Source organism: Mesorhizobium sp. M0800 (assembly GCF_040320095.1).
Taxonomy (GTDB): domain Bacteria; phylum Pseudomonadota; class Alphaproteobacteria; order Rhizobiales; family Rhizobiaceae; genus Mesorhizobium.
The window spans coordinates 13015-39044 of the sequence record NZ_JAMYOZ010000030.1 but is presented as its reverse complement, the minus strand read 5'-3'; the positions used below and the strand labels follow the sequence as shown (position 1 = coordinate 39044).

At 60.5% G+C, this 26030-nt stretch carries 21 protein-coding genes and 5 pseudogenes; 10 read left to right on the top strand and 16 right to left on the bottom strand.

Annotated elements, in window-relative coordinates; all coding sequences use genetic code 11:
- Positions 1-153: 153 nt before the first annotated feature.
- A complete protein-coding gene (locus NKI18_RS26745; RefSeq protein ID WP_352480551.1) occupies positions 154-1815 on the bottom strand; it encodes a tannase/feruloyl esterase family alpha/beta hydrolase in 1662 nt (553 codons plus the stop codon).
- 140 nt (positions 1816-1955) lie between these two features.
- Between NKI18_RS26745 and NKI18_RS26740 the strand changes: the two are divergent.
- A pseudogene (locus tag NKI18_RS26740) lies at positions 1956-2171 on the top strand (leucine zipper domain-containing protein); the annotation flags it as partial.
- Positions 2165-2552, top strand: a pseudogene (locus tag NKI18_RS26735) (Tn3 family transposase); the annotation flags it as partial. The pseudogenes NKI18_RS26740 and NKI18_RS26735, both read left to right, overlap by 7 nt.
- 977 nt (positions 2553-3529) lie before the next feature.
- Here the strand turns inward: NKI18_RS26735 and NKI18_RS26725 are convergent.
- Positions 3530-3847, bottom strand: a pseudogene (locus NKI18_RS26725) (integrase core domain-containing protein); the annotation flags it as partial.
- A gap of 5 nt (positions 3848-3852) precedes the next feature.
- On the opposite strand from NKI18_RS26725, the pseudogene NKI18_RS26720 reads away from it, so the two are divergent.
- Positions 3853-4230: pseudogene (locus NKI18_RS26720) on the top strand (IS30 family transposase); the annotation flags it as partial.
- Positions 4231-4280: 50 nt separating this feature from the next.
- Here NKI18_RS26720 and tyrS read toward each other — a convergent pair.
- Positions 4281-5540, bottom strand: a complete 1260-nt coding sequence (gene tyrS, locus NKI18_RS26715) for a tyrosine--tRNA ligase (protein ID WP_352842709.1) — start codon at positions 5538-5540, stop codon at positions 4281-4283.
- Positions 5541-5927: 387 nt separating this feature from the next.
- Between tyrS and NKI18_RS26710 the strand changes: the two genes are divergently transcribed.
- The 3 genes from NKI18_RS26710 (at position 5928) to NKI18_RS26700 (ending at position 9601) form a co-directional block, all read left to right on the top strand.
- Positions 5928-6194, top strand: a complete 267-nt coding sequence (locus NKI18_RS26710; RefSeq protein WP_023679089.1) for a type II toxin-antitoxin system prevent-host-death family antitoxin — start codon at positions 5928-5930, stop codon at positions 6192-6194.
- Positions 6191-6613 (top strand): type II toxin-antitoxin system VapC family toxin, encoded by a 423-nt coding sequence (locus NKI18_RS26705; RefSeq protein ID WP_352480554.1) that lies wholly within the window; start codon positions 6191-6193, stop codon positions 6611-6613. Before NKI18_RS26710 ends, NKI18_RS26705 begins: the two co-directional genes overlap by 4 nt.
- Positions 6614-7534: 921 nt before the next feature.
- On the top strand, positions 7535-9601 hold the full coding sequence (locus NKI18_RS26700; RefSeq protein WP_023679092.1) for a carbamoyltransferase family protein: 2067 nt from the start codon (positions 7535-7537) through the stop codon (positions 9599-9601).
- Here NKI18_RS26700 and NKI18_RS26695 read toward each other — a convergent pair.
- Positions 9593-9865, bottom strand: coding sequence for a hypothetical protein (locus NKI18_RS26695; protein ID WP_353021098.1), 273 nt, complete (start codon positions 9863-9865; stop codon positions 9593-9595). The genes NKI18_RS26700 and NKI18_RS26695 overlap by 9 nt on opposite strands.
- A 318-nt stretch (positions 9866-10183) precedes the next feature.
- Between NKI18_RS26695 and NKI18_RS26690 the strand changes: the two genes are divergently transcribed.
- The 4 genes from NKI18_RS26690 to NKI18_RS26675 all read left to right on the top strand — a co-directional run bounded on the left by NKI18_RS26690 (position 10184) and on the right by NKI18_RS26675 (position 12652).
- Positions 10184-11368: a glycosyltransferase family 9 protein gene (locus NKI18_RS26690; protein ID WP_353021096.1), complete on the top strand. Its 1185-nt coding sequence runs from the start codon at positions 10184-10186 to the stop codon at positions 11366-11368.
- 243 nt (positions 11369-11611) lie between these two features.
- Positions 11612-11845 (top strand): ATP-binding protein, encoded by a 234-nt coding sequence (locus NKI18_RS26685; protein ID WP_348625942.1) that lies wholly within the window; start codon positions 11612-11614, stop codon positions 11843-11845.
- On the top strand, positions 11733-12098 hold the full coding sequence (locus tag NKI18_RS26680; RefSeq protein ID WP_352579643.1) for an ATP-binding protein: 366 nt from the start codon (positions 11733-11735) through the stop codon (positions 12096-12098). Before NKI18_RS26685 ends, NKI18_RS26680 begins: the two co-directional genes overlap by 113 nt.
- 200 nt (positions 12099-12298) lie before the next feature.
- On the top strand, positions 12299-12652 hold the full coding sequence (locus tag NKI18_RS26675) for a hypothetical protein (protein ID WP_023679095.1): 354 nt from the start codon (positions 12299-12301) through the stop codon (positions 12650-12652).
- A gap of 137 nt (positions 12653-12789) precedes the next feature.
- On the opposite strand, the gene NKI18_RS26670 is transcribed toward NKI18_RS26675, so the two are convergent.
- From NKI18_RS26670 to hybE, 12 genes and pseudogenes are all read right to left on the bottom strand, one after another.
- Positions 12790-13755, bottom strand: coding sequence for a glycosyltransferase family 10 domain-containing protein (locus NKI18_RS26670; protein WP_198023618.1), 966 nt, complete (start codon positions 13753-13755; stop codon positions 12790-12792).
- Between the two features lie 283 nt (positions 13756-14038).
- Positions 14039-15720: pseudogene (locus tag NKI18_RS26665) on the bottom strand (ISL3 family transposase).
- Positions 15721-15988: 268 nt separating this feature from the next.
- Positions 15989-18325 carry a carbamoyltransferase HypF gene (gene hypF, locus NKI18_RS26660; protein ID WP_352842711.1) on the bottom strand — a complete coding sequence of 779 codons (2337 nt, stop codon included), beginning with the start codon at positions 18323-18325 and terminating at the stop codon, positions 15989-15991.
- Positions 18325-18903 carry a response regulator gene (locus tag NKI18_RS33450; protein WP_023679098.1) on the bottom strand — a complete coding sequence of 193 codons (579 nt, stop codon included), beginning with the start codon at positions 18901-18903 and terminating at the stop codon, positions 18325-18327. Before NKI18_RS33450 ends, hypF begins: the two co-directional genes overlap by 1 nt.
- A complete protein-coding gene (locus tag NKI18_RS26645) occupies positions 18900-20663 on the bottom strand; it encodes an enoyl-CoA hydratase-related protein (RefSeq protein WP_023679099.1) in 1764 nt (587 codons plus the stop codon). Before NKI18_RS26645 ends, NKI18_RS33450 begins: the two co-directional genes overlap by 4 nt.
- Positions 20664-20665: 2 nt before the next feature.
- The gene (hypE, locus tag NKI18_RS26640) at positions 20666-21715 is read right to left on the bottom strand and encodes a hydrogenase expression/formation protein HypE (RefSeq protein WP_023679100.1); all 1050 of its coding nucleotides are present in this window, start codon (positions 21713-21715) and stop codon (positions 20666-20668) included.
- The gene (gene hypD, locus NKI18_RS26635; protein ID WP_023679101.1) at positions 21715-22860 is read right to left on the bottom strand and encodes a hydrogenase formation protein HypD; all 1146 of its coding nucleotides are present in this window, start codon (positions 22858-22860) and stop codon (positions 21715-21717) included. Before hypD ends, hypE begins: the two co-directional genes overlap by 1 nt.
- Positions 22857-23102 carry a HypC/HybG/HupF family hydrogenase formation chaperone gene (locus tag NKI18_RS26630; protein WP_023679102.1) on the bottom strand — a complete coding sequence of 82 codons (246 nt, stop codon included), beginning with the start codon at positions 23100-23102 and terminating at the stop codon, positions 22857-22859. The genes hypD and NKI18_RS26630 overlap by 4 nt, the downstream gene beginning before the upstream one ends.
- Positions 23102-23980 (bottom strand): hydrogenase nickel incorporation protein HypB, encoded by an 879-nt coding sequence (gene hypB / locus NKI18_RS26625; RefSeq protein ID WP_023679103.1) that lies wholly within the window; start codon positions 23978-23980, stop codon positions 23102-23104. The genes NKI18_RS26630 and hypB overlap by 1 nt, the downstream gene beginning before the upstream one ends.
- Positions 23980-24321, bottom strand: coding sequence for a hydrogenase maturation nickel metallochaperone HypA (gene hypA, locus NKI18_RS26620; protein WP_023679104.1), 342 nt, complete (start codon positions 24319-24321; stop codon positions 23980-23982). Before hypA ends, hypB begins: the two co-directional genes overlap by 1 nt.
- Positions 24321-25454 carry a hypothetical protein gene (locus NKI18_RS26615; protein ID WP_023679105.1) on the bottom strand — a complete coding sequence of 378 codons (1134 nt, stop codon included), beginning with the start codon at positions 25452-25454 and terminating at the stop codon, positions 24321-24323. Before NKI18_RS26615 ends, hypA begins: the two co-directional genes overlap by 1 nt.
- Positions 25451-26029: a [NiFe]-hydrogenase assembly chaperone HybE gene (gene hybE, locus NKI18_RS26610; protein ID WP_023679106.1), complete on the bottom strand. Its 579-nt coding sequence runs from the start codon at positions 26027-26029 to the stop codon at positions 25451-25453. The genes NKI18_RS26615 and hybE overlap by 4 nt, the downstream gene beginning before the upstream one ends.
- Position 26030: the final 1 nt, after the last annotated feature.

The following is a 26030-nucleotide window of genomic DNA, read 5'->3' as shown; positions in this document are numbered from 1 at the left end:
ATCGGCGGCCGACGCTTCGTAGTCAGGCATGATCATCAACTGCGTTATGGCACGGCCCACAAATTCCGGGTTTAGCTTTTCCAACCGATCCTTGGTCCGGGAGACCTGTTCCGGGAATGCGCGCAGATTGAAGCGAACAAATGACGAGGTCTCTTATCCCCGACACGAATAGCTCGCGATCTCATCGGGATTTCCCTTACCGTCATAGGCAGCTTGAGTGGGATAAGCGCAGATCGGCTGGTGCTTGCCAGGGAATGCCTTGCTGCCAGCCGCGAGAGAGTCCGGAGCCTTGTCTTGGTTTATCCAGCCCTCGATGGCGGCCAAAGGATCAAAGTCGTCGAAGGCTTGGCCATCGCCGCAGTGGGTCATCCCCGGGATTATGAACATGCGCACGAAACGGCGAGTCGCTTCCAAATCGCCGCCGCCTGTGACCTCGACGACTTGCTTATACCAGCGCACCAGATCGTTGGCCGAGAAGACCGGATCGGAAAGTCCCTGAAACAAGAGCAGCTTTCCACCGTGGGCAGCGAAGCTGGCGAGATACGTGCCGGTCGCATCATTGAGCTTGGCCGTATCCGCAACGCGTGCCGGATCCTTGTCGAAGTCGAACTTCAGGGGGTCAAAATTCGGCGCCGGGGGCGTCATGAAGTAGTATTGTAGCGAGCGGGCTCCCAGAACGATGTTGTTTGCATCCGATTGGGAAGTGGGGGATTTGCCCAGCTTCCACATTCTCCAGTCCGCGCCCGCAACGCCCGTATCATATGGCCAATCGCTGTAAAGCTTTTCGCCATCGGAGCTTTCCGGACCCGCGAACGCGCGGCTCATGGCCTGCACTTGACCAGCCGTGAGGCAGCTGTCCGTCTTATCGCCTTGGCAGGACAGGACCTTTGGGTCGAACCGGCACTGCTGCCAGGCGTTGATGACGCCATCCTCAATGCCATCGCGGGCATCACAGGCAGCGAGAACCGCGTTGGCGACGAGGTTCAGATCCTGCTGGGAGAAGGCGCGGGATAGAATGGGATGGCCGGCCTCATCCTTGGGAGCGAAGCTCATGTACTCGCGAGTATCCCAGGCTTGGGCAATGTTGGCGGCACTGAGACGAAAACCCGGGCTACCTGCAACAATCCCGTCGAACTCGAGCGGATATCGCTGAGCCGCTATCAACGCCTCACGACCGCCATTCGAGCATCCCATGAACACCGACTTTTTCGGAGCCGCCCCATAGAACTTGGCCACCACCTGCTTCGAGACCGAAGTGACTTTGCCAATGGAGGCGTACGCAAAATCAATGCGTGCGGCTTGATCGACCCCGAAAGCCGGATCGGGGCTTGGGTGCCCGCCATCCATGCTTACAACAGCGTAGCCGCGCAAGAGCCCGGGAGCCGCGGTCGAGTTCCGGCAAGGAATGGTCCCGACGGCCGGCGCCAGGAAGCCATCAACTGCGCCGCCGCCCTGGAAAAGGAACATGTCGTTCCAGGTCGTCGGAAGACGCACCTCAAACCGGGTGCCATATGATTGACCATCGACCCCCTGGCGTTTCCCGATAACACCTCGGACAAGGCAGTGCCCGCCCACTTTTACCGCCTGAGGCGAGGCGCCGGTGAATGCAGTGAAGGGATCTGCGGGGATCTCCTGCGGCTTTTGAAGGCTAGCCTCGGTAAAGATCACGCTTGGAATTGTGAGCTTGGCGATGGACCGGCACGCCTGATCCGACGCGTTTGCCGCCAGTGCAGGCGCACATACACATATGATCGCCAAAATCAGTGCCAGGGTGCACCCGCGGTCCCGCAGCTTGAGCCCGTTAGCCAAGAACATACCCATCCTCCCTGGATGCCCCCGATAGCCCGAAAGCTGATCGCATTGGTAGCTAGTTGTGAGCTTTCAGAAGGTTATCCATCCGGTCCGAACCGGGAAAGCTGAGGTTGTCGAAGCTTCAGTGATTCCAGTGGGACCGGATGAACATCCATAAGAGTACCCGTCTGACGCCGCTCGGTCGAGAGCGAATTGTAATGCAGGTCGAGAGCGGACAGACGCCTGAGGCCGTCGCCAAAGCCGCAGGCGTCTGCCCGCGGACGGTTCGCAAATGGCTCGACCGGTATCGCGCCGAGGAAATGCCAGGATTGCGGGATCGCTCATCTCGCCCTCATCGGCTGCGCCGGCCGACGCTGGTGCGCGCGAGCGGTTGGATGGGCTTCTGACCGAAATGTTGGCCTGTAACATAAGCCGCTTCATCTTGCTTCGCAAGTTCGAGCTCGGCAACAATTCCGCGGCGGCAAACCGGCTGCTTGACCGACTGGAGTTCCTGCGCGGTGGGTCTTGATCCGCAAGTGCTCGCCGGCATCCGCAACACCGCATCGCTCGCCTGCGTCGGCAGGGTGAGCGCTATGTTCACCGATGGCTTGCGCGATATCAGCTCGGATCGACGCTGGGCGATCCTTGCCGTTTGCGCCGTGGAATGGGAGGCGGCGGTCGCCGATGCCGTGGTCGAGACCCATGACCGGATCGTAAGGAAGACCTGGCGAGAGACTAAGGAGGAAACGAGCTTGACGCTGCAGAGGCTCTATTCGGCCGACATATGCGAGCAATTCTATGAAGCGGACCGCGACGCCATTAGCCTCCTGCCGGTTTTCGTGGGTTTCGCGGGGTCGACAGAGACGGTGCGACTGAATGCCGAACACAGCGAGTTTCAGTGGGTCCCCTTCGATCAAGCGGTCAACATGGTTCCGTTTGCCGGGCAGCGGAACGTGCTCAGGCACGTCCAGAAAGAGTTCGTCGAGCAAGAGCCAAATCGCTGGCTGTTAATTCATCCGCCACGCTAGGCAGCCGGGACGACGCGAGCGGCCGATTCCCACCCCTCCGGGCCGTCAGGGAAGGTGGAAAATCGACCCAAAGCGTCCTCCAAGCGGCGAATTTCGAAGTAAGTTTTCCGCCTTGCTGGAACCCTGCACCTTCATAGAAGCGCAGAGTGGACTCCCTCCGAGATCCAGTCGCCAACAGAACCTTGTAGCAATCGGCGTTCCATGCTTTGTCGAGCGCGGCATGAAGGACGGCGCGGCCCAGCCCAGTAGCCCAGTCCGGCGATGGTTGGCATCTGTCACGACGTTTTCGATTACCCCGTAAAGACGGGCTCCCCGGGACAAGTTGGGAACGATCGCGAGTGTGCAGGACGACACGAGCAGCCCTGCCATATCGACCACGAAGACAGTGATCCGATTCGTATGATTGGAAAGTGGATAGTGACAGACCCTCAGCCTTCAAACCAACAACACACGAGCATGGGCGGGTAACCGCTGCATGTCGGTTGTCCACCCTACTGAGACAGATGGGAACCGGACAGCTCGCGACCCTTTTCGGACCTTGGTTCGAGAAAGCTCTACCGGAAGCAAGATGTTCGTTCGTAACAAAATGGACCGATCTCTGCTCTGTGGCGTGTGCGTTCAAGCCGCTCGGGGCGATACCCGCAGAAACCAGCGAGCTTACCATCGAACACCTGCTAAGCTCATTAGCAATGAAGCAACGAAGGTGGAGGCTAGGTGTTTAGTCCCGGCATTTGATGGGTGGGATCGAGTCGGAACCGTTCGGGCTCTTTTGCCCAGATTTTGCAGATGAACTCGTAGGGTGTTAGGCCCTTGAAGGTCTTAAGCCGGCGCGCGAAATTGTAAGCTAAGATGAAGTCGGCGAGATGCCGGCGCAGTTGATCGTGATCGTCATAGTGGAAGCGCTTGACGGTGGCGTCCTTGATGGTCCGATTCATCCGCTCGACCTGGCCGTTCGCCCAGGGATGGTTGATCTTTGTGAGCCGGTGCTCGATGCCATGTTCGTCGCAGATGCCGTCGAAGATGTGCTGAAGGGATGCTGGTCAAGGTCGCCAACAAGGATACCGAAAGCGTCGTCTCGGCACTGATCAAACAGGCACGGAAACTCCCCGGCGAACTGTACCAGTCGTTGACCTGGGACCGAGGTAAAGAGCTCGCCGATCACCAGCGCCTGACCTTGGCCTCCGACGTCGAGGTCTACTTCTGTGATCCGCGGTCGCCGTGGCAGCGCGGCTCCAACGAAAACACCAACCGATTACTGCGCCAATATCTGCCGCGCGGAACCGATCTATCCCTGCACAGCCAGACTAAGCTCAGCGCGATCGCACGGCAGCTCAATGAGAGGCCGCGAAAGACCTTGCTTTATCAAACCCCAGCTGAAAAGTTCGCGGAGTGTGTTGCAGGGATCAGTTGAACCCACCCCGCTAAGCGGGCAGAATTTCTGCGACAGCATTTGCTGAAACCCTACTTTACAACAGTGTGGCGCTTCCGGCCGAGCGAAAGCCGGATCGGGAGGTCTTGGGACGATATCATTGTATCAATCTCGACGAAGTTGCCGTTGATCCGCACACCTCGTCCCGAGATCGCCCTTCGCGCTTCCCCTTTGGAGGAGGTCAATCCGGCGCGTACCAGCAAATCCACAAGGGCTACTCCGGCCAAGCCCTCGGCGTCATTTAGATGAAGCGTCGGTAGCCCCTCTGCGGCTTCGCCCTGCCCAAATGCTTGGCTAGCCGTGGCCTCCGCCTGTTTGGCGGCGTTAGTTCCATGTGCCAGGGCCGTAGCTTCGTTGGCCAGACGTTCTTTGACGGCGTTTAGCTCGGTTCCTTCAGCCTGTCCAAATCGCTCGATCTCGTCCATCGGCAGATCGGTGAAAAGCTTCAGGAACCGAACGACATCAGCGTCTTCCGTGTTACGCCAGAATTGCCAGTAATCGTATGGCGAAAGGCGATCTTCGTTGAGCCACACAGCTCCGGCAGCCGTCTTACCCATCTTGACACCTGAAGAAGTCGTCAGAAGCGGCGTAGTCACTCCGAAGACTTCCTTTCCATCCGTCCGCCGTATCAAGTCGATGCCATTGATGATGTTCCCCCACTGGTCGGCTCCACCCATCTGCAGACGGCAACCGGTCCGGCGGGATAGCTCAAGGAAGTCGAACGCTTGGAGGATCATGTAGTTGAATTCTAAGAAGCTCAGGTTCTCCTGCTTTTCCAGCCGCGACTTCACACTGTCGAAAGAGAGCATCCGATTGACGGAGAAATGCCTGCCGACGTCTCTCAGCATGTCGATCCAACGAATGCTGTCCAGCCAGTCGGCATTGTTCACCATCACGGCATCCGTCGGGCCGTCTCCGAAGACAAGGAGACGGCCAAAGACCTTTCTGATCCCTTCAATGTTGGCGGCGATCCGCTCGTCCGTCAGCATCGGCCGCGCGTCCGAACGGAAGCTGGGATCGCCGATGCGGGTGGTCCCACCCCCAATGAGAACGATGGGTTTATGGCCAGTCTGCTGAAGATGACGAAGCGCCATGATCAGAAGAAGATGGCCGACATGAAGACTGTCAGCCGTCGCATCGAAACCAGCGTAAGCGGGTACGACGCCTGCTTCAAAGGCGGCATCGACACCCGGCAGGTCGGTCCCTTGATTTACATAGCCGCGCTCAATGAGCGTCTTCAAAGCGGCCGAACATGGTTCGGAATGACCGGTTGATAAATCGGGAAGTGCCATAGGGAATCCTCCTGGTATTGCCGCCAGGGGGTCCTCTCAATGAACAAGCCGCCTGACGGCGGCTTGTTTCAAGGCATGATCGAAACGCGCCGCTCCTTATGGAAGCGTCGCATAATAGATTGCAGCGATGGGCGCGGACTTGATCATGTGCCGATGCATAAAGGACTTTATCCGCACCTGCAAGCAATCTGAAATGGCTACTTCGGGGAGCTGCCGAGCCTTTGTCGCGACGATTTTGCAACTGACTTTTGCACCGTCGCAGAACTCAACTTTTGCGACAACATCTCACCAAGGCGTCCGGGCTCTAGAAAAAAGTCCCCCTCCCCTGTTGCGGTCACTATGCATTTTTATATAGTCACCGTAGTCACAATGGTCACGGAGGCCAGAATGCAGTCTGCTCCAAAAGAGGATGCCAACTGGACCGTCGCTCGGGCCAAGGCGCGGCTGTCGGAAGTCATCGAGCGTGCGCAGGCGGCGCCGCAAACGATCACGCGCAACGGTAGGCCAAGCGTCGTTGTCGTCTCCGCCGAGGAATGGCAACGCAAGACGGTGCGCAAGGGTACGCTTGCGGAGTTTCTGCTGGAGTCGCCGCTACGCGGCGCGGAACTCGACCTTGAGCGTCAACGCGATGAACCGCGTGATCTGCCGCTGTGAGGCTACTGCTGGACACGAATGTCCTGTCCGAGGTGACAAGGCCGGCGCCGGACGCACGCGTTCTGGAATGGCTGGACAAGCTCGACGAGGATCGCTCGTTCATCAGCGTGGTGTCGATCGCGGAAATCCGGCGCGGCGTTGCTCTCATGGGCGAGGGTCGGAAGCGTGAGGCGCTGGCCGAATGGCTTGCCCGAGACCTGCCTCAGCGTTTCGAGCAGAGAGTCCTCCCCGTCGACGAGCCGGTTGCTCTGGCCTGGGGCGATCTGATGGGTCTTGCGAAGCGCCGCGGCCGCGGGCTGACGTCAATGGACGGATTGATCGCAGCCACAGCGATTGCCCAGGAGCTCACTCTGGCAACGCGTAATATGAAGGATTTCGAAGGCTTCGGAATAGAGCTCTTCGATCCGTGGACTGCGTGAATCGCCCAGCACCTCATCCCGAATGCTCGAAGCGAATTTCGAAAAACAAGTGTGGGTTTGCTCTCATACCCTTTGCTGAAATGTTGTGACAGAGCGCATGGAATGCCACGCGCTTCAAATCGGAGTAGCCATCCAGGAAGCCTGAAGCCCTTTGAAGCGCATGTCCGTCAGCTATTCATAGCGTGGATGACTTTGATCGAAACAAACGATTTCATAACTCTTCGGAAATCTTGCATGGACAAAAGCACGTCCGCACCGATCACCCATCCAAGGAGAAAATCTTCCATGCGCCCTGACGTGCAGTGGAGGTCGTGCCGAGAAGTGAGTTGCAACTGGCCGACCATGTCGGCGGTTCGACGCTAGTCGTCCCCAATGTTCCTGAGCTGCGAAGTCTTGCAGGCGAGCCCGCTGCCCAGCGCGATTCTGCTTGTGGGCGGGCTTATTGCCGCAGGCAGATCCGGTCGGCTCGTCTGGGCAGCGGATTGGAGACCCGGCCGGCAGCGCTACCATACAACATCAGCGCACTTTACATCTACGCGGTATTGCCGTGCTTCCAGTCGGTGCCATGTTTGGCCGACGCATGACGCGATGCGGCCTCCTGCACAGCCGAAGGCGTTATCGGATGTGCGACCGGGAAGCAGGTGGACAGTGCAGCACGTGTCACTCGCTGTGCGACGGTCTTTCGGGGAATGAAATCGGGCCAGTTCACGGCGCGGTGATCCAGCCAAGCTCTCGGCGTCATGGAACGGCAGGCGCCACGATCGAAGCATCTCATGTTGATTCAGGCGGACCCCTTATGAGGCGTTCTTTGATGCCGGTGATGCCTGACAGGCGGTTGCAGCTGCAAGCGACAATGCGGCCTATTTAGTTGGAAACGGAGGCAGGCCAATTTGGCTTGCCCGTCACTATGTGGAGAAAGAAATGCTGTGTCTAGGAATTAGCGGCGGACTTGACCAAGTCCATGAAAACCGATTCGAGCTTCGGAACGCCTTTATGCACGATGGCGCCGCGGTGCTCGTCCGAGACGGACGGGTGATAGCAGCCGTCGAAGAGGAACGCCTCAATCGGATGAAACACTCCAACAAGCTCCCAATTCGTTCGATTCAATACTGTCTGTCAGCGGCGGGGGTTCAGCTCAACGACATTGATCGTGTCGCGCTCTACGCCAGCGAGCCCTATGCCAACGCCATGCTTGAAGGTATGTCCGCATCCCACCCGGACATTCTCTCCATTCCGTTGGATGCTAAAACGTTGGTGCAGGATCTGTTAACGCGTGAGTTCGGCACTAAGTTGGACAGTTCGCGTATTTCATTCGTAAGTCATCATCAGGCGCACGCCGTGAGCGCCTTTGCAATGTCGGGCTTCGAACAAAGTCTCATTCTAGCGATTGATGGCTCTGGTGATTTCCTATCGGGCCTCTTGGCGGTAGGGTCTGGCACAGAAATTACGCAACTCGAGGCTTTCCCCGAGAACAATTCTCTTGGGCTGTTTTATCTCGAGACGATCCGCTATCTCGGCTACGGCTTGTTCGACGAGTATAAGGTAATGGGACTCGCGCCCTACGGCGACCCCGCTCCCTATCGCGAGCTCTTCGAGCAGTTCTACGAGCTCTCCGCCAACGGCGGTGGCTACCGTGTTCACCTCGACCGCATCGGTCCGGCGTTGCTCCGCAATATCGAGGTCAGGCGAAAGGGAATGCCCTTCACCCAGCAGCATCGAGATGTGAGTGCGTCACTGCAGGAAGCGCTTGAGCGGATCGTGTTCCACATTCTCCGGCATCACCGTGAGGCCACCGGCATGAAGCGGTTGTGCCTGGCGGGGGGGGTGGCCCACAACTGTACGATGAACGGTAAGCTGCTGTATTCAGGGCTTTTCGAAGACATCTTCGTGCAACCCGCGTCTCACGACGCTGGCTGCGCATTGGGAGCTGCGCTGATAGTCTCTAACGAGATGGGCCGCCCCGCGCCGTGTGAGCGACTGCAGGAGGTCTATTGGGGTCCTGATCTCGGGAGCGAGCGCGCCGTGCAACAGGAACTGAATGCATGGGCCGGACATCTCGAGGTTGAACGCTCTGATGACGTGGCAAGCAGTGCAGCCGACTGGATCGCCAACGGCGCCGTGATCGGCTGGGTGCAGGGTCGTTCGGAGTTTGGGCCACGTGCGCTGGGCAACCGCAGCATTCTTGCCGACCCTCGGCCCGCCGCAAACAAGGACCGGATCAATGCGATGGTCAAGAAGCGCGAAGGCTATCGGCCCTTCGCGCCATCTGTGCTGGAGGAGGATGCGAGCGAATTTTTCGACCTCCCGGACGGTAGGCACGAATTTCCATTCATGAATTTCGTCGTTCGCGTGCGTGACTCAAAGCGCGCCTTGCTCGGTGCCATCACGCACGTCGACGGTACCGCTCGCCTGCAAACAGTATCGCACAACGCCAATCCCGCGTACTGGGAGGTCATCAATGCGTTCAAGAAGCGCACAGGCACTCCAATTCTGCTCAATACGTCCTTTAACAACAATGCCGAACCGATCGTGGATTCGGTTGCAGACGCGATTGCCACCTTTCTGACGACAGAGCTGGATGGACTTGTGGTCGGGCCCTTCCTGGTAAAAAAGCGGGCTGCAACGCTGCAGGATTGGACTGCGCTTGCGGTTTCGTTGCCGCCCTATGTGTCCCTCCATCAAACCCGCGCTTACAAAGCGCCAGATCGTCGGGAAACTCACTGCGAGATCAGCACGACCCACTTCAACAGTGACAGTGTGCGAATTTCACACGACTTGTTTAATCTGCTGATGCGGATTGAGGGCGAAGCCATGTTGGGAGATCTCCTCAATACAATTGCGCCGGATCAGGCTAAGCGTGACGCTGTGATGGAGGGCCTGCGACGACTGTGGGAGCAGCGCCTCGTTCGGTTGCATCCCTCACAAGCTGCTCGCACGGATCAAGACTGCGATCAAACGCTGGACCAGCATAACAGGCTCTCAGCGTGATAGCGATGCCGCTATCCAAGCTCGGCGAATAAACGTGTTCATCGACGCCGCCTGCCAGCTCACTGGGGGCTGGCGGTCGACTTCATCACAGGGTTGATTCGTCCACTTCATGTTGGACGACCCGGACGCGCAGAAAAAAGCGCCTGCGGCGGGTCCTTTGTTAACCACCATGATGCGGGACCACAGCGACAGGGCGTGCCGGAGACGGTCAATCCGGCCGGCGATGTCGTCGCCGGCGGCGACGGTCTCATTCAGGATCAGCATCGACCAAAGAGCGAGGCCACTGCCGTTATGCTCGAGATCTGGGGACGGCGGCTTGGCGATCGCCGTCTACTCGGCGTTTCTCGAACTCACTGCATGCAAGACCGTGACGAAGCCCTTCACATTGCGGGTCGGGACATAGCTGGCTTCTTGGCGCGCTACCACCGCTAGAGATGCAGACTTCGCCCGACAGCTCCTGCTGGAGCGCGGCTTGGATCTGATGGCAGAATTCTTGCGGAGACGCGGACAAGTGGGGAGCACTCCAACCCTACACACGCGTCACTGGCTATCAGTGTTGACCGTATAATCTTCGGAATGGCAATGGCATATTTTACAAAGCACGACCGCAATCAAATTATATACCGCAGCTGGGAAGAGCCGGAACAGTCAAGCGCAAGGATGAGAATTTTGGTCCTCAAGCTTGATCATGTCGGCGACTTTTGGATGTCTCTAGGGCCCCTAAAGGACCTTCGTCAGCGTTTTGCGCATGCCCACATTACGCTGGTGGTGGGAAGCTGGAACATCGCTACTGCAAAACAGTTCGACCTCGCCGACGATCACATTGCTTTTGACTTTTTTCCTCGCAACCCAACAGTCAAAACGCGCAAAAAAGCCGCCGACATAAGGCCGCTGCTGACCGGCGAGTTTGATCTTGCCATTGATATGCGTGTTCCGGAAGAAACAAGGCCCATCTTGCTTGAAGTCCCCGCCAGGCACCGTGCGGCGATAGTTGATCCGTACAGCATGCATCAGATCGATATTGCGATAGCGCCATTCAATCTGAAACTGCGCAGAACCATCCTCTACAAGCTGGTCCAAAAAATAGGGCTTGCTAACAAAATCCCTCGTAGATGGCTTGATTGGTTCATTGACCGCAAGCAGGTGCGTCTCCAGCATGTGTCAGAAATCCTCCTCTTTCTGGTCGCAAAGGCAGCTGCCTATTTCGAAAGCGGAGCGGGTCACCCACAGAATTCGACTACAGGCAATGCCCCGATTGTCGTGGCTCCGTTCTCCAATTCCAGCCTGCGAGATTGGCCGATTGAAAGTTTTGGCAAAGTTGTCGCTGCTCTTTCGACCCGTGGTGAGGTGGTCCTCGTTGCCCGTGGCGAATGCCTGGAAGCGCTTGAGGAGGTTGCGAACATAGCTCGGGATCGTGGAGCCGCGAACATTCGGACGGCTGTCGACTTGTCGGAATTGGAATTCAATTATCTCGTGAATTCGGCCGCGCTCGTCGTTTCGAACAATTCAGGCACCGGGCATGTCGCTGCCCAGCTTGGCCGCCCTACTATCGGCATTTTCACGGCGTCACATCTACCGGAGATTTGGGGGTTTCGAGGTCCCCTGGTCAGCATGCTTATGAGTGTTATTGAATGTCGCGGGTGTGGTCTGGACCAAGTGCGGCATTGTCCGGTCAAAGTCCGATGCAAGTTCGACATCACGCCGGATCTCGTGATTGCCGAGGTAAACGCCTTGATGAATCATTGTAAGGGTACGGCACAAGCTTAGTGGCTCGCGGTCACCATAACCGCGATTGCCCGGATCTTGGTCGCTGATTCAATCGCTACAAACATCTAAAGGCCGAAATTCAGAATTGAATCGACTTGGTCGAAGGACCGCAGTGGCGATGTCACCCCCTGGGCCGGGCGACCATTTCGTTTTCGTTCGCATGCCCGTCCATAGCGACAGCGCCACTAACAGCAGATGAACCACACAAAGTGAGGGAGACCCCAATTAAGTGCCAAGCGACAGCTGGCCCAAGGCGCCTGGCTGAAGGCGCATGAAAACCTCGTCATCACCGGGCAGACCGGCACCGGAAAGACTTGGCTGGCCTGCGCCTTCGGACGTCAGGCCGCCCGGCTCGAATCATTCCGTGCTCTACCTGCGCATGCCGCGTCTGTTCGAAGATCTCGCCCTGGCGCGTCGCGACGGCCGCTTTCCCCGTCTCATCGACAAGCTGGCTCGGGTGCAACTGCTCATCCTTGACGACTGGGGCACCCACAGCCTGACCGACCAGCAGCGTCTCGATCTGCTGGAAATCTTCGAGGAGCGCTATCGCCGGAAATCAACGCTGATCACCGCCCAACTGCCGATCGCCCAGTGGCACGCCATGATCGGCGAGCATGAGAAAGCAAAAAACACCGCCGCCCTTGACCGGCGCCGAAAACGGCGAAATCAATCGCAAATGACTTCAACCAGGCAACCGAGCGCCGACCCCATCCTGCTGTCCGCGAATTAGTGAAACTGCTGTCCCCGATTTAGCGGAACGACTGTCTCGTTTTTGCGAAATACGCACGTCCGACGCAGCTTGCGTTGACAGAGGCGGTTTTACGCGCAATAGCACTTCCGCTCGGCCTATTTTTGTGGAGTTCAATTGTGGTTCGGCCAAGGGCGCTGGGCGCCGGACCGGCCCCGTGTAAAGAGAGAGAGAGACCCTGCATGGAAGAATTCTTACCGCGCATCGCCACTGGTGCCGGCATCGGCCCGGCTCTCGCAGAGAAGGCCGTTGGGTTAATGCTGGGTTTCCTGCAAAGCCACGCGGCCGACGGTCCCGTTGCCCGCATGATCGAGGCCATTCCGGGAGCTTCGGAATTAGTAGCGAAGTATCATGGCGACGACCCAGAGGGTGGCGGCCTTATGGGGCTCGGCCAGCAATTGATGAGTGAGGGTCTCAGCATGGCAAAGATCGCCGGCCTCGCCAACGAGACGATCGCCTTCACCAAGGAACGTGTCGGCGACGAACTCGTGGACGAGGTCCTCAATTCAGTTCCTGGCCTTCCCCAGTTCGTCTAATCAGCGGCAGCCGGGGGCGCATGACCTCGTGCGCCCGTACCGGCCGTTCTGCGCAGTAGGCATTCTCCGCCGAGCTTTCCGTACCGATCTCGCCAGACCACCAACCGCCGGGCACGCGAAGCGAGCGTTGGAGTACTTCATTCGTCTATTCCAAAATCGACCTCAGGCGAATCGATGTGTATAATTTCTGGCGGTAAGGGTTTATCCTGAACGCTTTCGATGAAGCCCGCGAGATAAGCAAACGTATTGTATTTCTCGAGGACCAACCGCTTCGCCTCTCGTATTGCGCCGCGACGCTCCTTCCAGAGGTCCGAGTTGATGATTTCTTGAATTTTTTGGATTACGTTCTTGTCCTCTGGGTCAATCAGAACCATTGAGTCCGAAGGGAAGAACCTCGTGATTGCCGGGCTGCCGTAATAGATCGGCATTGTTTCAGCAACGAAGCAGTCCATAAGCTTCTCTGTGAAATAGTAATCAGCACGAGTATTCTCGAAAGCTATACTGTAACGGTAAGGTGCGAGTGCGTTCCATTTATCTCCAATCAGCCGAAAACCTCGGCCGAACAGGTCAAAATCGAGCTCCTCTCTCAGCCGTTCCAGAAACGCCAGCCGATATCGATGCCCTTTAAGCAGGGCGATGTTACTGGTAATCCATGAGAGCCGAAGCGGCTTGTCCACGACTTCGCTGACCAGAAGTTGGTCATATGTCTTGTTTACAGACCAAGACCGAGTGATAGGTGGAGCCAAAACGAATCGGCGCCCTGCATTCTGCCGAGCAGCCAGCTCTGCGTCAGACGTCAGGACGATAGTATTTTTCCCCTGCCCTTCATGAAATGCGCGATGAGCTTTCGTCGGCGGTTCGCCGATTGCAAAAATTGTCCTGTTTGGGCTCGCCTCGATATCAACAGGGAGCCCAAAAAGAGAAGCAGAGTTAAAGACGATATGCCAATCGGGCACGAAGGATGTCGTGCGTACAAAAGCGACATTGTTCCAGATTCCACTGCCCTTTGGAGTGAGATGGTGGATTGCATCATCCAAAACGCCCCAAGAATCCAGACATGTAGCAACAATGGGCGCCGGACGTTCCGTCAACAATTTGGCCAACAAAGCAGTTCCACCCCATTCACTTCCGTTGGACCGGGAGCAACTTGTGCATCGGGCGCAACACCTCTCTGCGCCTGAAATAGCTCGCGATCCTGATCGATATCAAACACACGATTCTGTGCGACTTCGCGCCATTCGACAACTCATCTCTAAGACCGCGGGAATCCCTTCACTCGTGAAGGTACTCAATCGCCATTCCGGATTGCGGTAACATTGGGCAGCATAAACCTGCCGGGACCCGCCGTCGAGGCAATTGTCGCTTTGCACTTAACCAGGTTCTTCCTCACTTTGTGTGGTGATCAGGCCGGTTGAGTGGCAGCATGCGTGCCCTAAGGAGTTCGGAGCCCGCTCTGCCGTACATCGCACGCTTGATCGTCTTCAGGCGGTTGATCTGCCCTTCCGCCTGGCCGTTGCTCCACCGTAATTCAATGGCATTGCGAACGGCGTCAACGTCACGGCGTAGGACCCGAGCGAAACGCGTGATGGCGACGAGCCCGGAGTTGACGGCATCCTCGATCCAAGTGTCGAGCTTGTCCAATTCACAGGCCCCGCAAAATGCCGCGGAAGCGCATGGCAAGCCTGCGCATCGTGGCAAACTCATGTGATCCTTGCTTCAGGACGTCGACCTTTCTCGCCTGGTTGATCGTCAGCATACCCCGGGCCTTCATGCAGAGGGCCGCGGCGACTACCGGCGAGATCACATGGCCGGTCGCCGGATCCTGGATGGGGACAGCATCGCGGGCTGGTTGATGGCGTATGATCGAAGCAGGCGACGCACTGTCCTCGCCCGTCCTCTCGGCGCGGCGCCAGCTTGGGAGAAGCCGCTCCAGATTCGAGAAACTGCCCGTGTAGCCGCGCTGTTTGATATCGTGGAACAGGTGTCGTCCGCAGCGATTGCCGTCTCTCCAGGACTGGCTAAGAAACGCCTCGAAATATAAGGGGGACGTCGGCTCGACGCGGCCCTGCGTCGGTCGGGTGGCGTGTCGAAATTCAGCCATTTGGCGATGCTGCGCCGGCCGTAGCCGGTACGACGGGCGATCTCGGAACAGGACAGCCCTTTCCTTGCGCAAGGCGTGAACCATTTCGAACACCGTCTGCCGCGATTGTCGATGAGCGTGGCGCACCCGGCGCCGATGCGTTGCGTCAACGTGCGGATCATCCTGCATCAGATCGACTTGCGCGCTCCCGATACCCTTATCGGGCAGCAATGCAGGCCCCGTGGCGCGGCCCGAAAGGCTCATCTGCTCCTCGATTGCGACCCGCAGATTCTACATGAGATGGAACCGATCAGCCACCTGGCGCGCTTGCGGTGCACCCTCGCGAACAGCTTGCGCATAGAGCCCGCATCGGTCTCGGCTCACGATCTCGACGGAAGGGTGCCGCTCTAGCCATTGCGACGCACTCGCCACGCTTCTGTCATCCAGGATGTCGACAACCGAATGGCGCTCCAGGTCCACGATCATCGTGCCGTAGCGCCATGATCGCCGCCAGCTCCAGTCATCGATGCCAACGACCCGAATGGTGGAGTTGCTGTGAGCGACCGCGGCATCTCGCTTCAGCTGCCACAGGATAGTGTCGTCGCAGACCGGCATGCCGAGCCGTCGCATCAAGCGCTCGCCGGGACGGCCGCCGGTGCTATGGCCGAGCAGACCGACAATCTCCGCGACCCTCCAAGGGGAAGCAATCGTCGGCAGACGGTCGGTGAATGTTTGTCGTTCACATTTCTGATGTGCGCACCGCCAGCGGCTCAACCGAGGCTTCACCGTCACGGTCTTGCCCTGGACCGGCAGATTCTGAAGACTGCGGTTGGACCAGCCATGCCGACTTCGGGTCCGTCGTCCGCAATCTGGGCAAAATGCCGAACGCCGGTCCGGCAGCGGAAACAAGCCAACTGTCATCATCAGTGAGCGCGACACCCCGTATTTTAGCCCCTGGGCCGGGGGACCATTTTGTTTTCGTTCGCATGCCCGCACATAGCGGCATCCCTCGCCAACGGCGAATGAACCACACAAAGTGAGGCAGAGCCCCATTAACTGCCAAGCGACACGATCCTTGGCTGCGTACCCGTCCTCGACGATTCCCTCGGAGCATCATTCCTGGCTAGTCCTTTTACCCGGCCATACGCGATCAGCCACTCACGGCCCGGACGAAATGCGCAAAGCTGGCCGCCGCACGTCACAATGCGCAGCGCCTTATTTGGACGATGCTGATATTTTTTCTTCAACGATTGGTCTCAATGCGAAAGGGCTAGGCCGATCGTTGCCTGGCCGAGCGCCAGACCGCCGTCGTTTGCGGGAATGCTTACGTGCGCCAGCCCCTCCAATCCTGCGACTGTGAGCTCGGCAAGTACGCCTTTGAGCAGCAGCCGATTCTGGAAAGCGCCACCGGACAGTGCGACCGTGCCGACGCCGTTTTCGTTAGTGAGTCCGATGGCCTTCCGCGAGATGATCTCTATCAGCGTCCTGTGGAAGCGCGCAGCAATCAGCCCGGTTTCGGCGCCCAAAGCCTGATCACAAAGAAGCGCTTCCCACAGACCTTTCCAGGAGATAACCGGTCCCTTCCGCGAGGTTGCTGGCCAAGCCTCGGCCGCATCCATGAACGGGCTGGCGAGCGCCTCCATCTCCATGCCGGCTTGCCCCTCGTAGCTCTGGCGCTCCAAACAGATGCCGAGGACTGCCGCGCAGGCATCGAAAAGCCGCCCCGCCGAGGAGGCAAGCGGAGCATTGACGCCCCTCTCGATCATCCGGTCCAGCACCCGAAGCGGCTTTTCGGCCAAGGCGGGGACGAAGGGCCGATCGGCAGGAAGCTTGGCCAGGAAATCCGGACCGAAAGCTGCCCGCAGATGCGCATAGGCATTGCGCCACGGCTCGAGGCTGGCCTTGTCGCCGCCGGGCATGGCGACCGGCTCGAAGTATGCCAGCCTCCGGAACCCTCGATAGCCGCCGAGCAGGAACTCGCCGCCCCAGATCGTGCCGTCATCGCCGTATCCGAGACCGTCGAGGATAATGCCCAGCACCGGCGGTGCGTCGATTGCGCGGCCGTGCTGGGCAAGGCACGAGGCGAGATGCGCGTGATGGTGCTGGACCTGCACAAACCTCGCCGCGGTCTCACGGGCAAGCTCCATGGCAAGCTGGGTCGAACGGTAGCCCGGATTCCGGTCGGCCACAATGAGGTCCGGCTTCGTGTCGAACAGGCTTCGATACAGCCCCAACGCCTGCCTCCACGCGTTCTGGTTCTTCAGCTCGTCGAGGTCGCCGAGATGCTGCGACAGCAGCGCGTTGCCGTCGCCCGCCAGGCAGAACGCGGCCTTTAGGTCGCCGCCCGCAGCCAGCGCCCTGACCGGGCCATCGAAGCCCGCCGGCAGCGCCAGCGGCTCCGGCGCGAAGCCGCGCGCGCGCCGCAACACCGAAATGCCGTGCCCGTCGAATCGCACCACGCTGTCGTCGAGCCGGTTGACAATCTCGCGGTCGTGCATCAGCCAGAAGTCGGCGATCCCGGCAAGCTCCTGCCGCGCCTCGTCATTGTCCGTGCATTGCGGCTCGCCCGAACGATTGCCGGAGGTCATCACCACCGGACCGTCCAGCGCCCGCAGCAAGAGATGATGCAACGGCGTGTAGGGCAGCATGAAACCGAGCCGCTCGTGCTGCGGCGCCACGCCCGCCGCAACGCCGCAGCTGTCACGGCGCTTCACCAGCACGATCGGCGCCGCTCGGGCGGCAAGCGCCACGCGCTCCTCGCCCGACAGCTCCGCGAATTCGGCAAGCTGCTCCAAGTCGCGCGCCATCAGCGCGAACGGCTTACCGTCGCGCTTCTTGCGGGCGCGCAGCTGCGCCACCGCCGCTTCGTCCGTCGCGTCGCAGGCGAGGTGGAACCCGCCGATGCCCTTGATCGCGACGATCCGCCCTTCCCCGATCAGCGCCGCCGCCTCGCGGATCACCGCCTGCGGGCCGCCGCCGACCACGACGTGGTCTGGACCTTCCAACCAGACGCGCGGGCCGCAGGCCGGGCAGGCGATCGGCTGGGCGTGATAGCGGCGGTCGCCCGGATTTTCATACTCGGCCCGGCATTCCTCGCAGGTCGAAAATCGTGCCATAGCGGTCGAGCGGCGGTCATAGGGGATAGCCTTGACGATTGACAGACGCGGCCCGCAATGCGTGCAATTGGCGAACGGGTAGAAATAGCGCCGGTCCTTGGGGTCGAGCACTTCCGCAAGACATTCCAGGCAGCAGGCGGCATCGGGCACGATGCCGGTCTTCACCCGCCCGCCCGCGCTCGCCGCTATGGCGAAGCCGCCCGCCGGCCGCGGCCCCTCAAGCGTCGCCGTCTCGATCCCGTCGATCCGCGCCAACGGCGGGCATTGCGCCTTTAGCCTGTCCGCGAAGGTCTCGAACTCGGCATCGCTGCACCACAGCGCGATCTCCACGCCTGCAGCATCGTTGCGGACGTGACCCGATAGCCCCATAGCGGTCGCGATGCGCCACACTGTCGGCCGGAAGCCGACGCCTTGCACCAGCCCCGTCACCCGGACCAGGCGTCCCTCCACTGCGGGCTCGGCGAGCGGCGGGCCCATCAGCGCACCGTGCACACTATGCACGGGTCCAACGACCGCACGATGTGCTGGACTGCAACCGGCTCGGTCTCGCCGAGCCGCACCGGCGCACCTTCGAGCGCCAGCTCCAGCGGGCCACGATTGCCGGCCCAGTCGCGTGGCGAAAAGTTCTGCAATGCGTAGAGCAGGTCGATCTGCGCGTGGTGGCGGCGACGAACCGCGATCTGGAGAAAGAGCTGCACCCCGTTCTTCAGCGTGAGCGTGAGGTTTTCCGGATGACAGAGCTTGGTGATGTACTGGTAGATGCCGGCCTCGTTGATGCCGTCGATGGTGTCATGCGCGTCGGTGTAGCCCGAGATGATCATGCGCACGATGTCCGGCCAGCGGGTGCGCGCCTGCTTCAGGAACTCGGTGCGGCAGGTGCCGGCTATGCGCTGGTCACACAGGATGATCTGGATCCATTCCATCTCCAGGATCGAGCTGGCGGCCTTGGTGTCGCTGGCTACGTGGACATCGAAATCCTCGCTCAGGACGCGCCGTTGCGCCTCCAGCGAGCGGATTTCGTCGTCGACGATCAATATGCCCGGCAGGTCGCTCACGATGCCTTTTTCCTTCCCTCCCGGCCGGCCTGCCAGGCGACGTCGCGGTGGCGGGCGATCGTCACTGGGGTGCGCGACTTCGGCACCTTGTGCACGAAATTATGCCGCGCGACGTGGTAGCTTGGGTCGAAGCCATAGAAATTGCGGCGCATCCGCGAAAGCTCCTCCTCGCGATAGGCGCAAAGCGGCTTGGCCGCCTCGTCGGCTGCGCGCCGGGCTTGTTTTTCGGCGAGCAACCCCGGAAACTCTTCGCTCCCGGCCAGCGCGGCAGCCGACGCCCTCACTTGCGCCGTGAACAGCTCGCTTGCCCCCGCGAACACCCGGTTGGCCAGATTCAGATTCAGCGCCTCCTTCGCGCCCATCGGCAGGCGCGCTGCCGCGATCCGGCGGGCATTCTCAGTCCCGCAGCAGCTCGGCAGGAGATAGGTCCAGAACTCCGAGCCGTAGAGATTGCCCATGTCCTTGTAATGCGGGTTGAGGATGACGCTCGAGCGCATCCAGAGCTGGTCGGTGCTGCGGGCGAGAAACACGCCGCCCGCTGCCGCATTTCCGGCAAGCGCTGCTACGGTGATGTGGCTTGTCGTGCGGATGATCGCATCGGCGAGGTCGTCGATGGCATTGATGTTGACCCAGGAATCGTCGGCCGCGCTGTCGGCCGCCTCGATCCGGTTGAGGTCGAGCCCGTTGGACCAGAACTGCGGCCCTCCGCACAGCACGATCGCCCTGGTCGGACGCTCCGTCGCTTTTGTATAAGCGTCCAAAAGTCTTCGACAGGCGTCCTTTCCCATTGCACCGTTATAGAAGGGGAAGTGCAGATAGCCGACCGCAGCTTCTTCTTCGTAGATGATGTCCTGATAACCGCCCGGTGAATTGAGCGGGATCTCCGGCAGGTCTGCAACTTCCTTCGCGAAGACCATGGTCGCCGGCAGCTTGAACGGGTGTGGCGAATTGGGATGCCGGACATGGCCGATCCACAACGCGCCGTCGCCGGTGACGATGGCGATCGCCGGCCCGCTTCTGGCGGCGACCACTCCCGGCTCGGGGAGCGATATCTTGCCCCGTTCACCCCGCGCGAGAGGCAAGTCACCCCCTGGTTCACGTGCGTCTCGCGCGTCGAAAAGGAAGACCGTTTCGCCGAAAAGTTCGTCCCGCACGCCGGGCGCGCCGTCGGCTGCTGCGATATTCTTCAGCACCGTTTCGGTCGTGTCGGCAGCCCAATCGATCCGCCGGTCCGCCTGTTTGATCGCGTCCCGCCACCGGCCCAGCGGCGCTACAGATTGTTCTTCCAGGGCAATCGGCTTTTCGCCCTGCTCGAACCGCGCGATCGCTTCGAGCACCGCCGTCACCGCCGCGTCGGTCACCTCGTTGCTGTAGAGGCTCGATTTCGTCGCCTTTCGCATCGCGAAGGTGGCGCTCGCCCAGACCGGCCCCGCATCCATTTGGGCCGCCGCTTCCAGCACCGTGACACCCCACTGCGTCGCCCCGTCCACCATCGCCCAGTCCAGCGCGGAGGGGCCGCGGTCGCCGACGATGCCTGGGTGAACGATCATACAGCATCGATTTTCATAGACTTCTTTCGGGATTGCCCGCTTCAGAAACGGGGCAATAACGAGGTCCGGCCGAAACAAATCTACCGCCTCCATGGTCCGCTCGTCGTTGACGTCCATCTCGACCGAGACCTCGTGTGCGTGCTCGCCAAGCGCCACGAAAATCCTCTGACTCAAGGCGTTGAAGGCGGTGACGAGAAGCAGAATGCGCATCTTCAGCAGATCCTCGGGAGCTGTTCCCCGGCGATCCAGTCGACCACGCGCATACCGCCAAGTCTCGTTTTCATCCGCACCAGCGCATGCTGGTCTGTGACGACTTCGCCAATGATTGCGGCATCCCGGCCCATGGGATGAGCGCGTATCTCGGCGAGCAAAGTCTTCGCGTCTTGCGCCACGCAGATGGCGATCAGCTTGCCTTCGTTGGCAACATTCAGCGGGTCGAGGCCGAGCAGTTCGCACGCCGCCGCGACCTCCGGCTTCACCGGAACCGCCGCTTCCCGGATTACCATTCCGACCTTGGACTGCTGCGCGATTTCGTTCAGCGTCGCCGACAGTCCGCCGCGCGTGGGGTCACGCAACACCCGGATACCAGGAACGGAGCCAAGCATCGCCGCCACCAGATCGTGCAGAGCTTGGCTGTCGGAGATAATTTCCGTTTCAAAATCAAGGTGTTCGCGCTTCGACAGGATTGCGACTCCGTGGTCGCCCATGGTGCCGGAGACAAGGATTGCATCGCCCGGCCGGGCATTGCTTCCGGAGATGTCTGTGCCGTCCGCCAGCACGCCAACAGCGGTCGCGGAGATGAAAACGCCGTCGCCTTTGCCCTTCTCCACCACCTTGGTGTCGCCCGTAACCACGGGTACGCCTGCTTCCCGGGCGGCAAAAGCCATTGAAACAACTATTCTTTCCAGTTCGGCCAACGGAAAACCTTCCTCCAGGATGAAGGACGCGGACAACCAGAGCGGCCGCGCGCCCATCATGGCGACGTCGTTAATCGTGCCGTGGACCGCCAGTGCTCCGATATCCCCGCCCGGAAAGAACAGAGGCGAGATGACATGCGCGTCCGTTGCCATCACCAGGCGTCCGCAGACGGTGCCGAGCAGGGCCGCGTCGTTAGCCTGGGCCAGGAACTCGTTGGCCAGATGTCTTTGAAAAATATCCCGAATCAGCTCGGCCATCGCGCGGCCGCCCGCGCCATGCGTCATGTCCACCGCGCCGCGGACCGACGAGGTGGTGACGGCTAGGCTGGGATCGTTCGCGCTCATTATTCCGCCGCCTCCAACAGCTTCGGCTCGCGGAAACGGCCATAGGTCCAGTAGGCCGCGCAGGCGCCTTCGGAGGAGACCATGCATGAGCCAATCGGGTTCTGCGGCGTGCACACGGTGCCGAACAGCTTGCAGTCGGTCGGCTTCTTCACCCCGCGCAGGATCGAAGGGCATTCGCAGGACTTCACCTGGCGCGAAGCCTTGACCGACAGCTCGAAACGCTTCTCGGCGTCGAAATCGGCATAAGCGTCGCGGATGCGCAGGGCGCTGTAGGGCACGGTGCCGAGGCCGCGCCAGTCAAAGGTCTTGCGCAGCTCGAAGACCTCGCTCACCAGTGCCTGCGCCTTGAGGTTGCCCTCCTCGGTCACGACGCGGGTATATTCGTTCTCGACCTCGTGCCGGTCTTCATTGACCTGCCGGATCAGCATCAGGATGGACTGCATGACGTCCAGCGGTTCGAAGCCGGCGATGACAACCGGCTTCTGGAATTCCTCGGCAAAGAATTCATATGGCTGCGAGCCGATCACGGAGGAGACGTGCGAAGGTCCCAGAAACCCGTCAATCTTGACGATGCCCAGTTCCCGCACTTCCGGCGATTCAAGAATGTGAGAGATCGCGGCCGGCGTGAGCACATGGTTGCAGAACACGCTGAAATTCTTGAACCCCTCGGCTTGCGCCGTCTTGATCGCGACGGCCGTCGGCGGCGTCGTGGTTTCGAAACCGATGGCGAAGAAGACGACTTGCCGCTCGGGGTTTTCACGCGCGATCTTTAGGGCATCGAGCGTTGAATAGACCATGCGGACATCCGCTCCGTCCGCCTTGGCGCGGATCAGGCTGCGTTGCTTGGTGCCCGGCACGCGCATCATGTCGCCGTAGGTGCAAAGGATGACCCCGTGCCGCTCGGCGAGCTCCACCGCATCGTCGAGGCGAGAGATGGGAAGCACGCAAACGGGGCATCCGGGTCCGTGCACGAAATGCACGTTCTGCGGCATCAGGTCCTGCACGCCGTGGCGAAAAATCGCATGCGTGTGCCCACCGCAGAACTCCATGAAATGGTAGCTCTTTTCCGGATCAGCCTCGATCGCGATGGCGCCGGCGATGGTCTTCGCAAGCTCCTGGTCGCGATATTCGTCGACATATTTCACGCCGAAATCTCCTCCAGCCCCTCCTCCAGCACGCCCGCTTCGGCCATCAGCTGCAGCGTGCGCTCGGCCTCCTCGGGGCTCACCTTGTGGAGCGCATAACCGACATGGACGAGCACGAAATCGCCAAGCGAAACGTCTGCCACCAAAGCCAATGAGATGCGCTTCGTGACCCTGTCGAACGCGACCACGGCCATGTCGTCATCGAGCAGTTCAACGACGCGGGCGGGAATGGCCAGGCACATCAGGCTGCTCCGAGCTCGGCCGCCCGCCGATGGCCGACTAGCGCCATGGCGCGGACCGCGCCGATCCAGGCCGTCCAGTCCGACATCCCCTCGCCCGTGCGCGCGGAAACCCTCAGCACCTTGATCCGCGGGTTCACCTTTCGGGCGTTGGCGATGCAGGCCTCCACGTCGAAGTCGAGATGCGGCAACAGGTCAGTCTTGTTGAGGATCATGAGATCGGCGGCGGCGAACATGTCGTGATATTTCAATGGCTTGTCCTCTCCCTCGGTGACTGAGAGCACCACCACCTTGTGTGCCTCGCCTAGGTCGAAGCCCGCCGGACAGACGAGGTTTCCCACGTTTTCGACGAGGAGCAGGCCTCCTTCGGCAAGGTCGAGGTGATCTGCGGCATGGCCGACCATATGCGCGTCGAGGTGGCAGCCCTTGCCGGTGTTGACCTGGATCGCGGGCGCGCCGGTGGCGCGGATGCGGTCGGCATCATTGGAAGTCTGCTGGTCGCCCTCGATCACGGCGATCGGCAACTTGCCCTTCAGTGCCTCGATCGTGCGGCAAAGCAGCGTCGTTTTGCCAGAGCCGGGGCTGGAGACGAGGTTGAGCGCAAGCACGCCGCGCTCGGCGAACATTTTCCTGTTCGCATCGGCATACTCGTTGTTCTTGGAATGGATATCCTTTTCCAGCTTGACCATCCGCGCCTGGCTCATGCCCGGCGCACGGGTGCCACCGGGGCCCGAGCCACAATCGTGCACATGATCGTCATGATGGGGGCCGTGATCATGATCGTGGTGGTGATCATGATCGTGGCCGTGATGATGGTGATGGCCATGCGCCTTGCCCTCGATCCGGACGGCGCCCTCGCCGCATCCGCAAATAGTGCACATCAGCTCACCTCCAATTCCCTGATCTTCATTTCTTGGCCGCCGGTCACCTGCAGCTGATGGCTTCCGCAGTCCGGGCATGGATCAAAGCGTGCCGCGATCGGCACGCTCTGGCCGCAAGGCATGCACCAGGCCCTGCCTTCCGTCTCGACGATTTCCAGCCTTGCGTCTTGCGCCAGAGAGCCACGCATGACGACATCGAAGCCGAACTTCAGCGCCTCGACCTCGACAGCGGATAGCCGCCCGATTTCCATGCAGACGCGGCCCACCTTCCGAAAATCCTGTCTCGCGGCCTCTTCCTCGATGATGCCACGGACGCTCTCGCATATCGCCATCTCGTGCATCAGCGGAGCCTGATATCGTAGCCGACGCAGGGGTCGATGGCCCGGACCAGGAGATCGGCCTGGACCGCCAGATCTTCACGTCTGGATGCAGCGAGCGCCGAAAGCGAGCTCGCGGCAATGCCGCTCTCGGCGAAATGAATGCTGGTCGGAGCCGTGATGGCGTAGTCGGCGATTCGGTCGTCGTTCAAAACAATCCGATGTTCCAGCCGGCCGCGTGCTGCCTCGGCGAAGGCAGTAGCAGAGCGGCCCCCGTTCTCGTCGCGAAAGACTTCGCGCGTAGGCACTTCGGACCCCTCCGCGACATCCCGCAGGGCCGCGAGCCCTCCGGCGATCTGCGCCGGCAGCGTCGATGCCTCGACCACGCGGGCAGCCAGCCGCGCGGCCAGGCCGGCTCCACCGTTTTCGGAAAGGAAAGCGCGAACGAGCGGCGCACCAGCCTGCCTGGCGAGGCAGCTCGTGTCGGCCGACGTTTCCTTCGGCAAATGTTCGTTTCCCCCGTTTGTCGTTTCGGGGTGGCCTATCATGGCCCAGCCCCTTGCCAAGACCGGGGCGATGAGACGGGCCGCAATCGTGCCGCGCTCCATAGCCCACTGCGCGAAGGCATCGCGATCCATCTCGCCAAGCGGCTTTTCGCCTTCGTAGACCACGGACTGCGTTAGATGGCTCGCTTCGGCGGCCGTTTCGGCAGCGTCCGCGCCCGGAATCCCCACGCACACGCCGGGAACGAACGCATTCCCGCCTGGAAAAAGTGCCTGCTTGAGGCGCTGCGGCAGGCGCATAGACCGGCGCAGGGTTTTACCGTCGGCAGGCTCGCCCGCGAGACTGGCAGTATCCAAGCCAATGCGCAGCAGGTGCTCGCGCAGCGTTTCGGTAAGCACAAGAAGCCGCCGCGCTTGCTTCGTGCGCCGGTCCGTCCCGATCTCCAGGGCCGCCTCGGCTGCCTCAACGCTCGCCGCGGACTGCGCAATACTACAGACACTGAACAGCGAACCGATCGCCGAGATGACCTCCGTCACCGGCCGGGCTCGCACGATCGGGCCAAGCGCAACCGGGCGCGGCGGCGTGACGATGGCTTCCATAACGCGACCGCCATCGCAGACGAGATCGATGGAGACGCGGCCATCAACGCTCATGCAGCGGTCTCCTCCTTGTCGCCCAAACCGAACAGCCAGCGGCGGGTCAATTTCGCCGGCTGGGAGCTCGCGGGTGTTCCGGCTGTCTCAACCTCGTCCAACGCGCTTGCCTCTTCCTCAGGTAGCCGGCCTTCCCAGACACGGATCATCTCGCCGTCTTCGTCTTCTTCCGCCTCACGGTTGAACAGTTCCGCAAGCACCTGCCGCGCGGCCTCTTGCGCACTCTCCTGGTCGGCGAATTCGAACATCGGCGAGAACAGCGAGCACATGCGGTAGCAGCCGAGCTCCTCTTCATAGGCCCGGAAGAACTCGAACCGGCCCGCCGGGAATGATGCATGCTCCTTCGTGCCCGTAGGCACGCGCGGGCGCGCTTGCCCGTCGCCAAATGGTAGAAGCACGAGGTTCATGAACCAGGGCGTGACAAGAACCGCGAGCCATTTGCCCTGCCACTGCCGCACGCCCACCGCGCTGACGCAAAGCGCCGGATTGAGGATCGGAATTCCTGCCATGGCCGTCCGTTCGATCCGCTGAAACACGAACTCTAGATGGGCAGCGACGGCTTGCGAATGATCCATG

Bases quoted from the DNA above. Each gene is read 5' to 3' on its own strand.
- tyrS (WP_352842709.1), bottom strand. From the start codon at position 5,540: ATGGCACTTCCCGATTTATCAACCGGTCATTCCGAACCATGTTCGGCC.
- NKI18_RS26615 (WP_023679105.1), bottom strand. From the start codon at position 25,454: ATGAGCGTTGATGGCCGCGTCTCCATCGATCTCGTCTGCGATGGCGGT.
- hypB (WP_023679103.1), bottom strand. From the start codon at position 23,980: ATGTGCACTATTTGCGGATGCGGCGAGGGCGCCGTCCGGATCGAGGGC.
- NKI18_RS26710 (WP_023679089.1), top strand. From the start codon at position 5,928: ATGCAGTCTGCTCCAAAAGAGGATGCCAACTGGACCGTCGCTCGGGCC.
- NKI18_RS26700 (WP_023679092.1), top strand. From the start codon at position 7,535: ATGCTGTGTCTAGGAATTAGCGGCGGACTTGACCAAGTCCATGAAAAC.
- NKI18_RS26645 (WP_023679099.1), bottom strand. From the start codon at position 20,663: ATGCGCATTCTGCTTCTCGTCACCGCCTTCAACGCCTTGAGTCAGAGG.
- NKI18_RS26675 (WP_023679095.1), top strand. From the start codon at position 12,299: ATGGAAGAATTCTTACCGCGCATCGCCACTGGTGCCGGCATCGGCCCG.
- hybE (WP_023679106.1), bottom strand. From the start codon at position 26,029: ATGGATCATTCGCAAGCCGTCGCTGCCCATCTAGAGTTCGTGTTTCAG.
- NKI18_RS26745 (WP_352480551.1), bottom strand. From the start codon at position 1,815: ATGTTCTTGGCTAACGGGCTCAAGCTGCGGGACCGCGGGTGCACCCTG.
- NKI18_RS26690 (WP_353021096.1), top strand. From the start codon at position 10,184: ATGGCATATTTTACAAAGCACGACCGCAATCAAATTATATACCGCAGC.
- hypE (WP_023679100.1), bottom strand. From the start codon at position 21,715: ATGAGCGCGAACGATCCCAGCCTAGCCGTCACCACCTCGTCGGTCCGC.
- hypA (WP_023679104.1), bottom strand. From the start codon at position 24,321: ATGCACGAGATGGCGATATGCGAGAGCGTCCGTGGCATCATCGAGGAA.
- hypF (WP_352842711.1), bottom strand. From the start codon at position 18,325: ATGGGCCCGCCGCTCGCCGAGCCCGCAGTGGAGGGACGCCTGGTCCGG.
- NKI18_RS26695 (WP_353021098.1), bottom strand. From the start codon at position 9,865: ATGCTGATCCTGAATGAGACCGTCGCCGCCGGCGACGACATCGCCGGC.
- NKI18_RS26630 (WP_023679102.1), bottom strand. From the start codon at position 23,102: ATGTGCCTGGCCATTCCCGCCCGCGTCGTTGAACTGCTCGATGACGAC.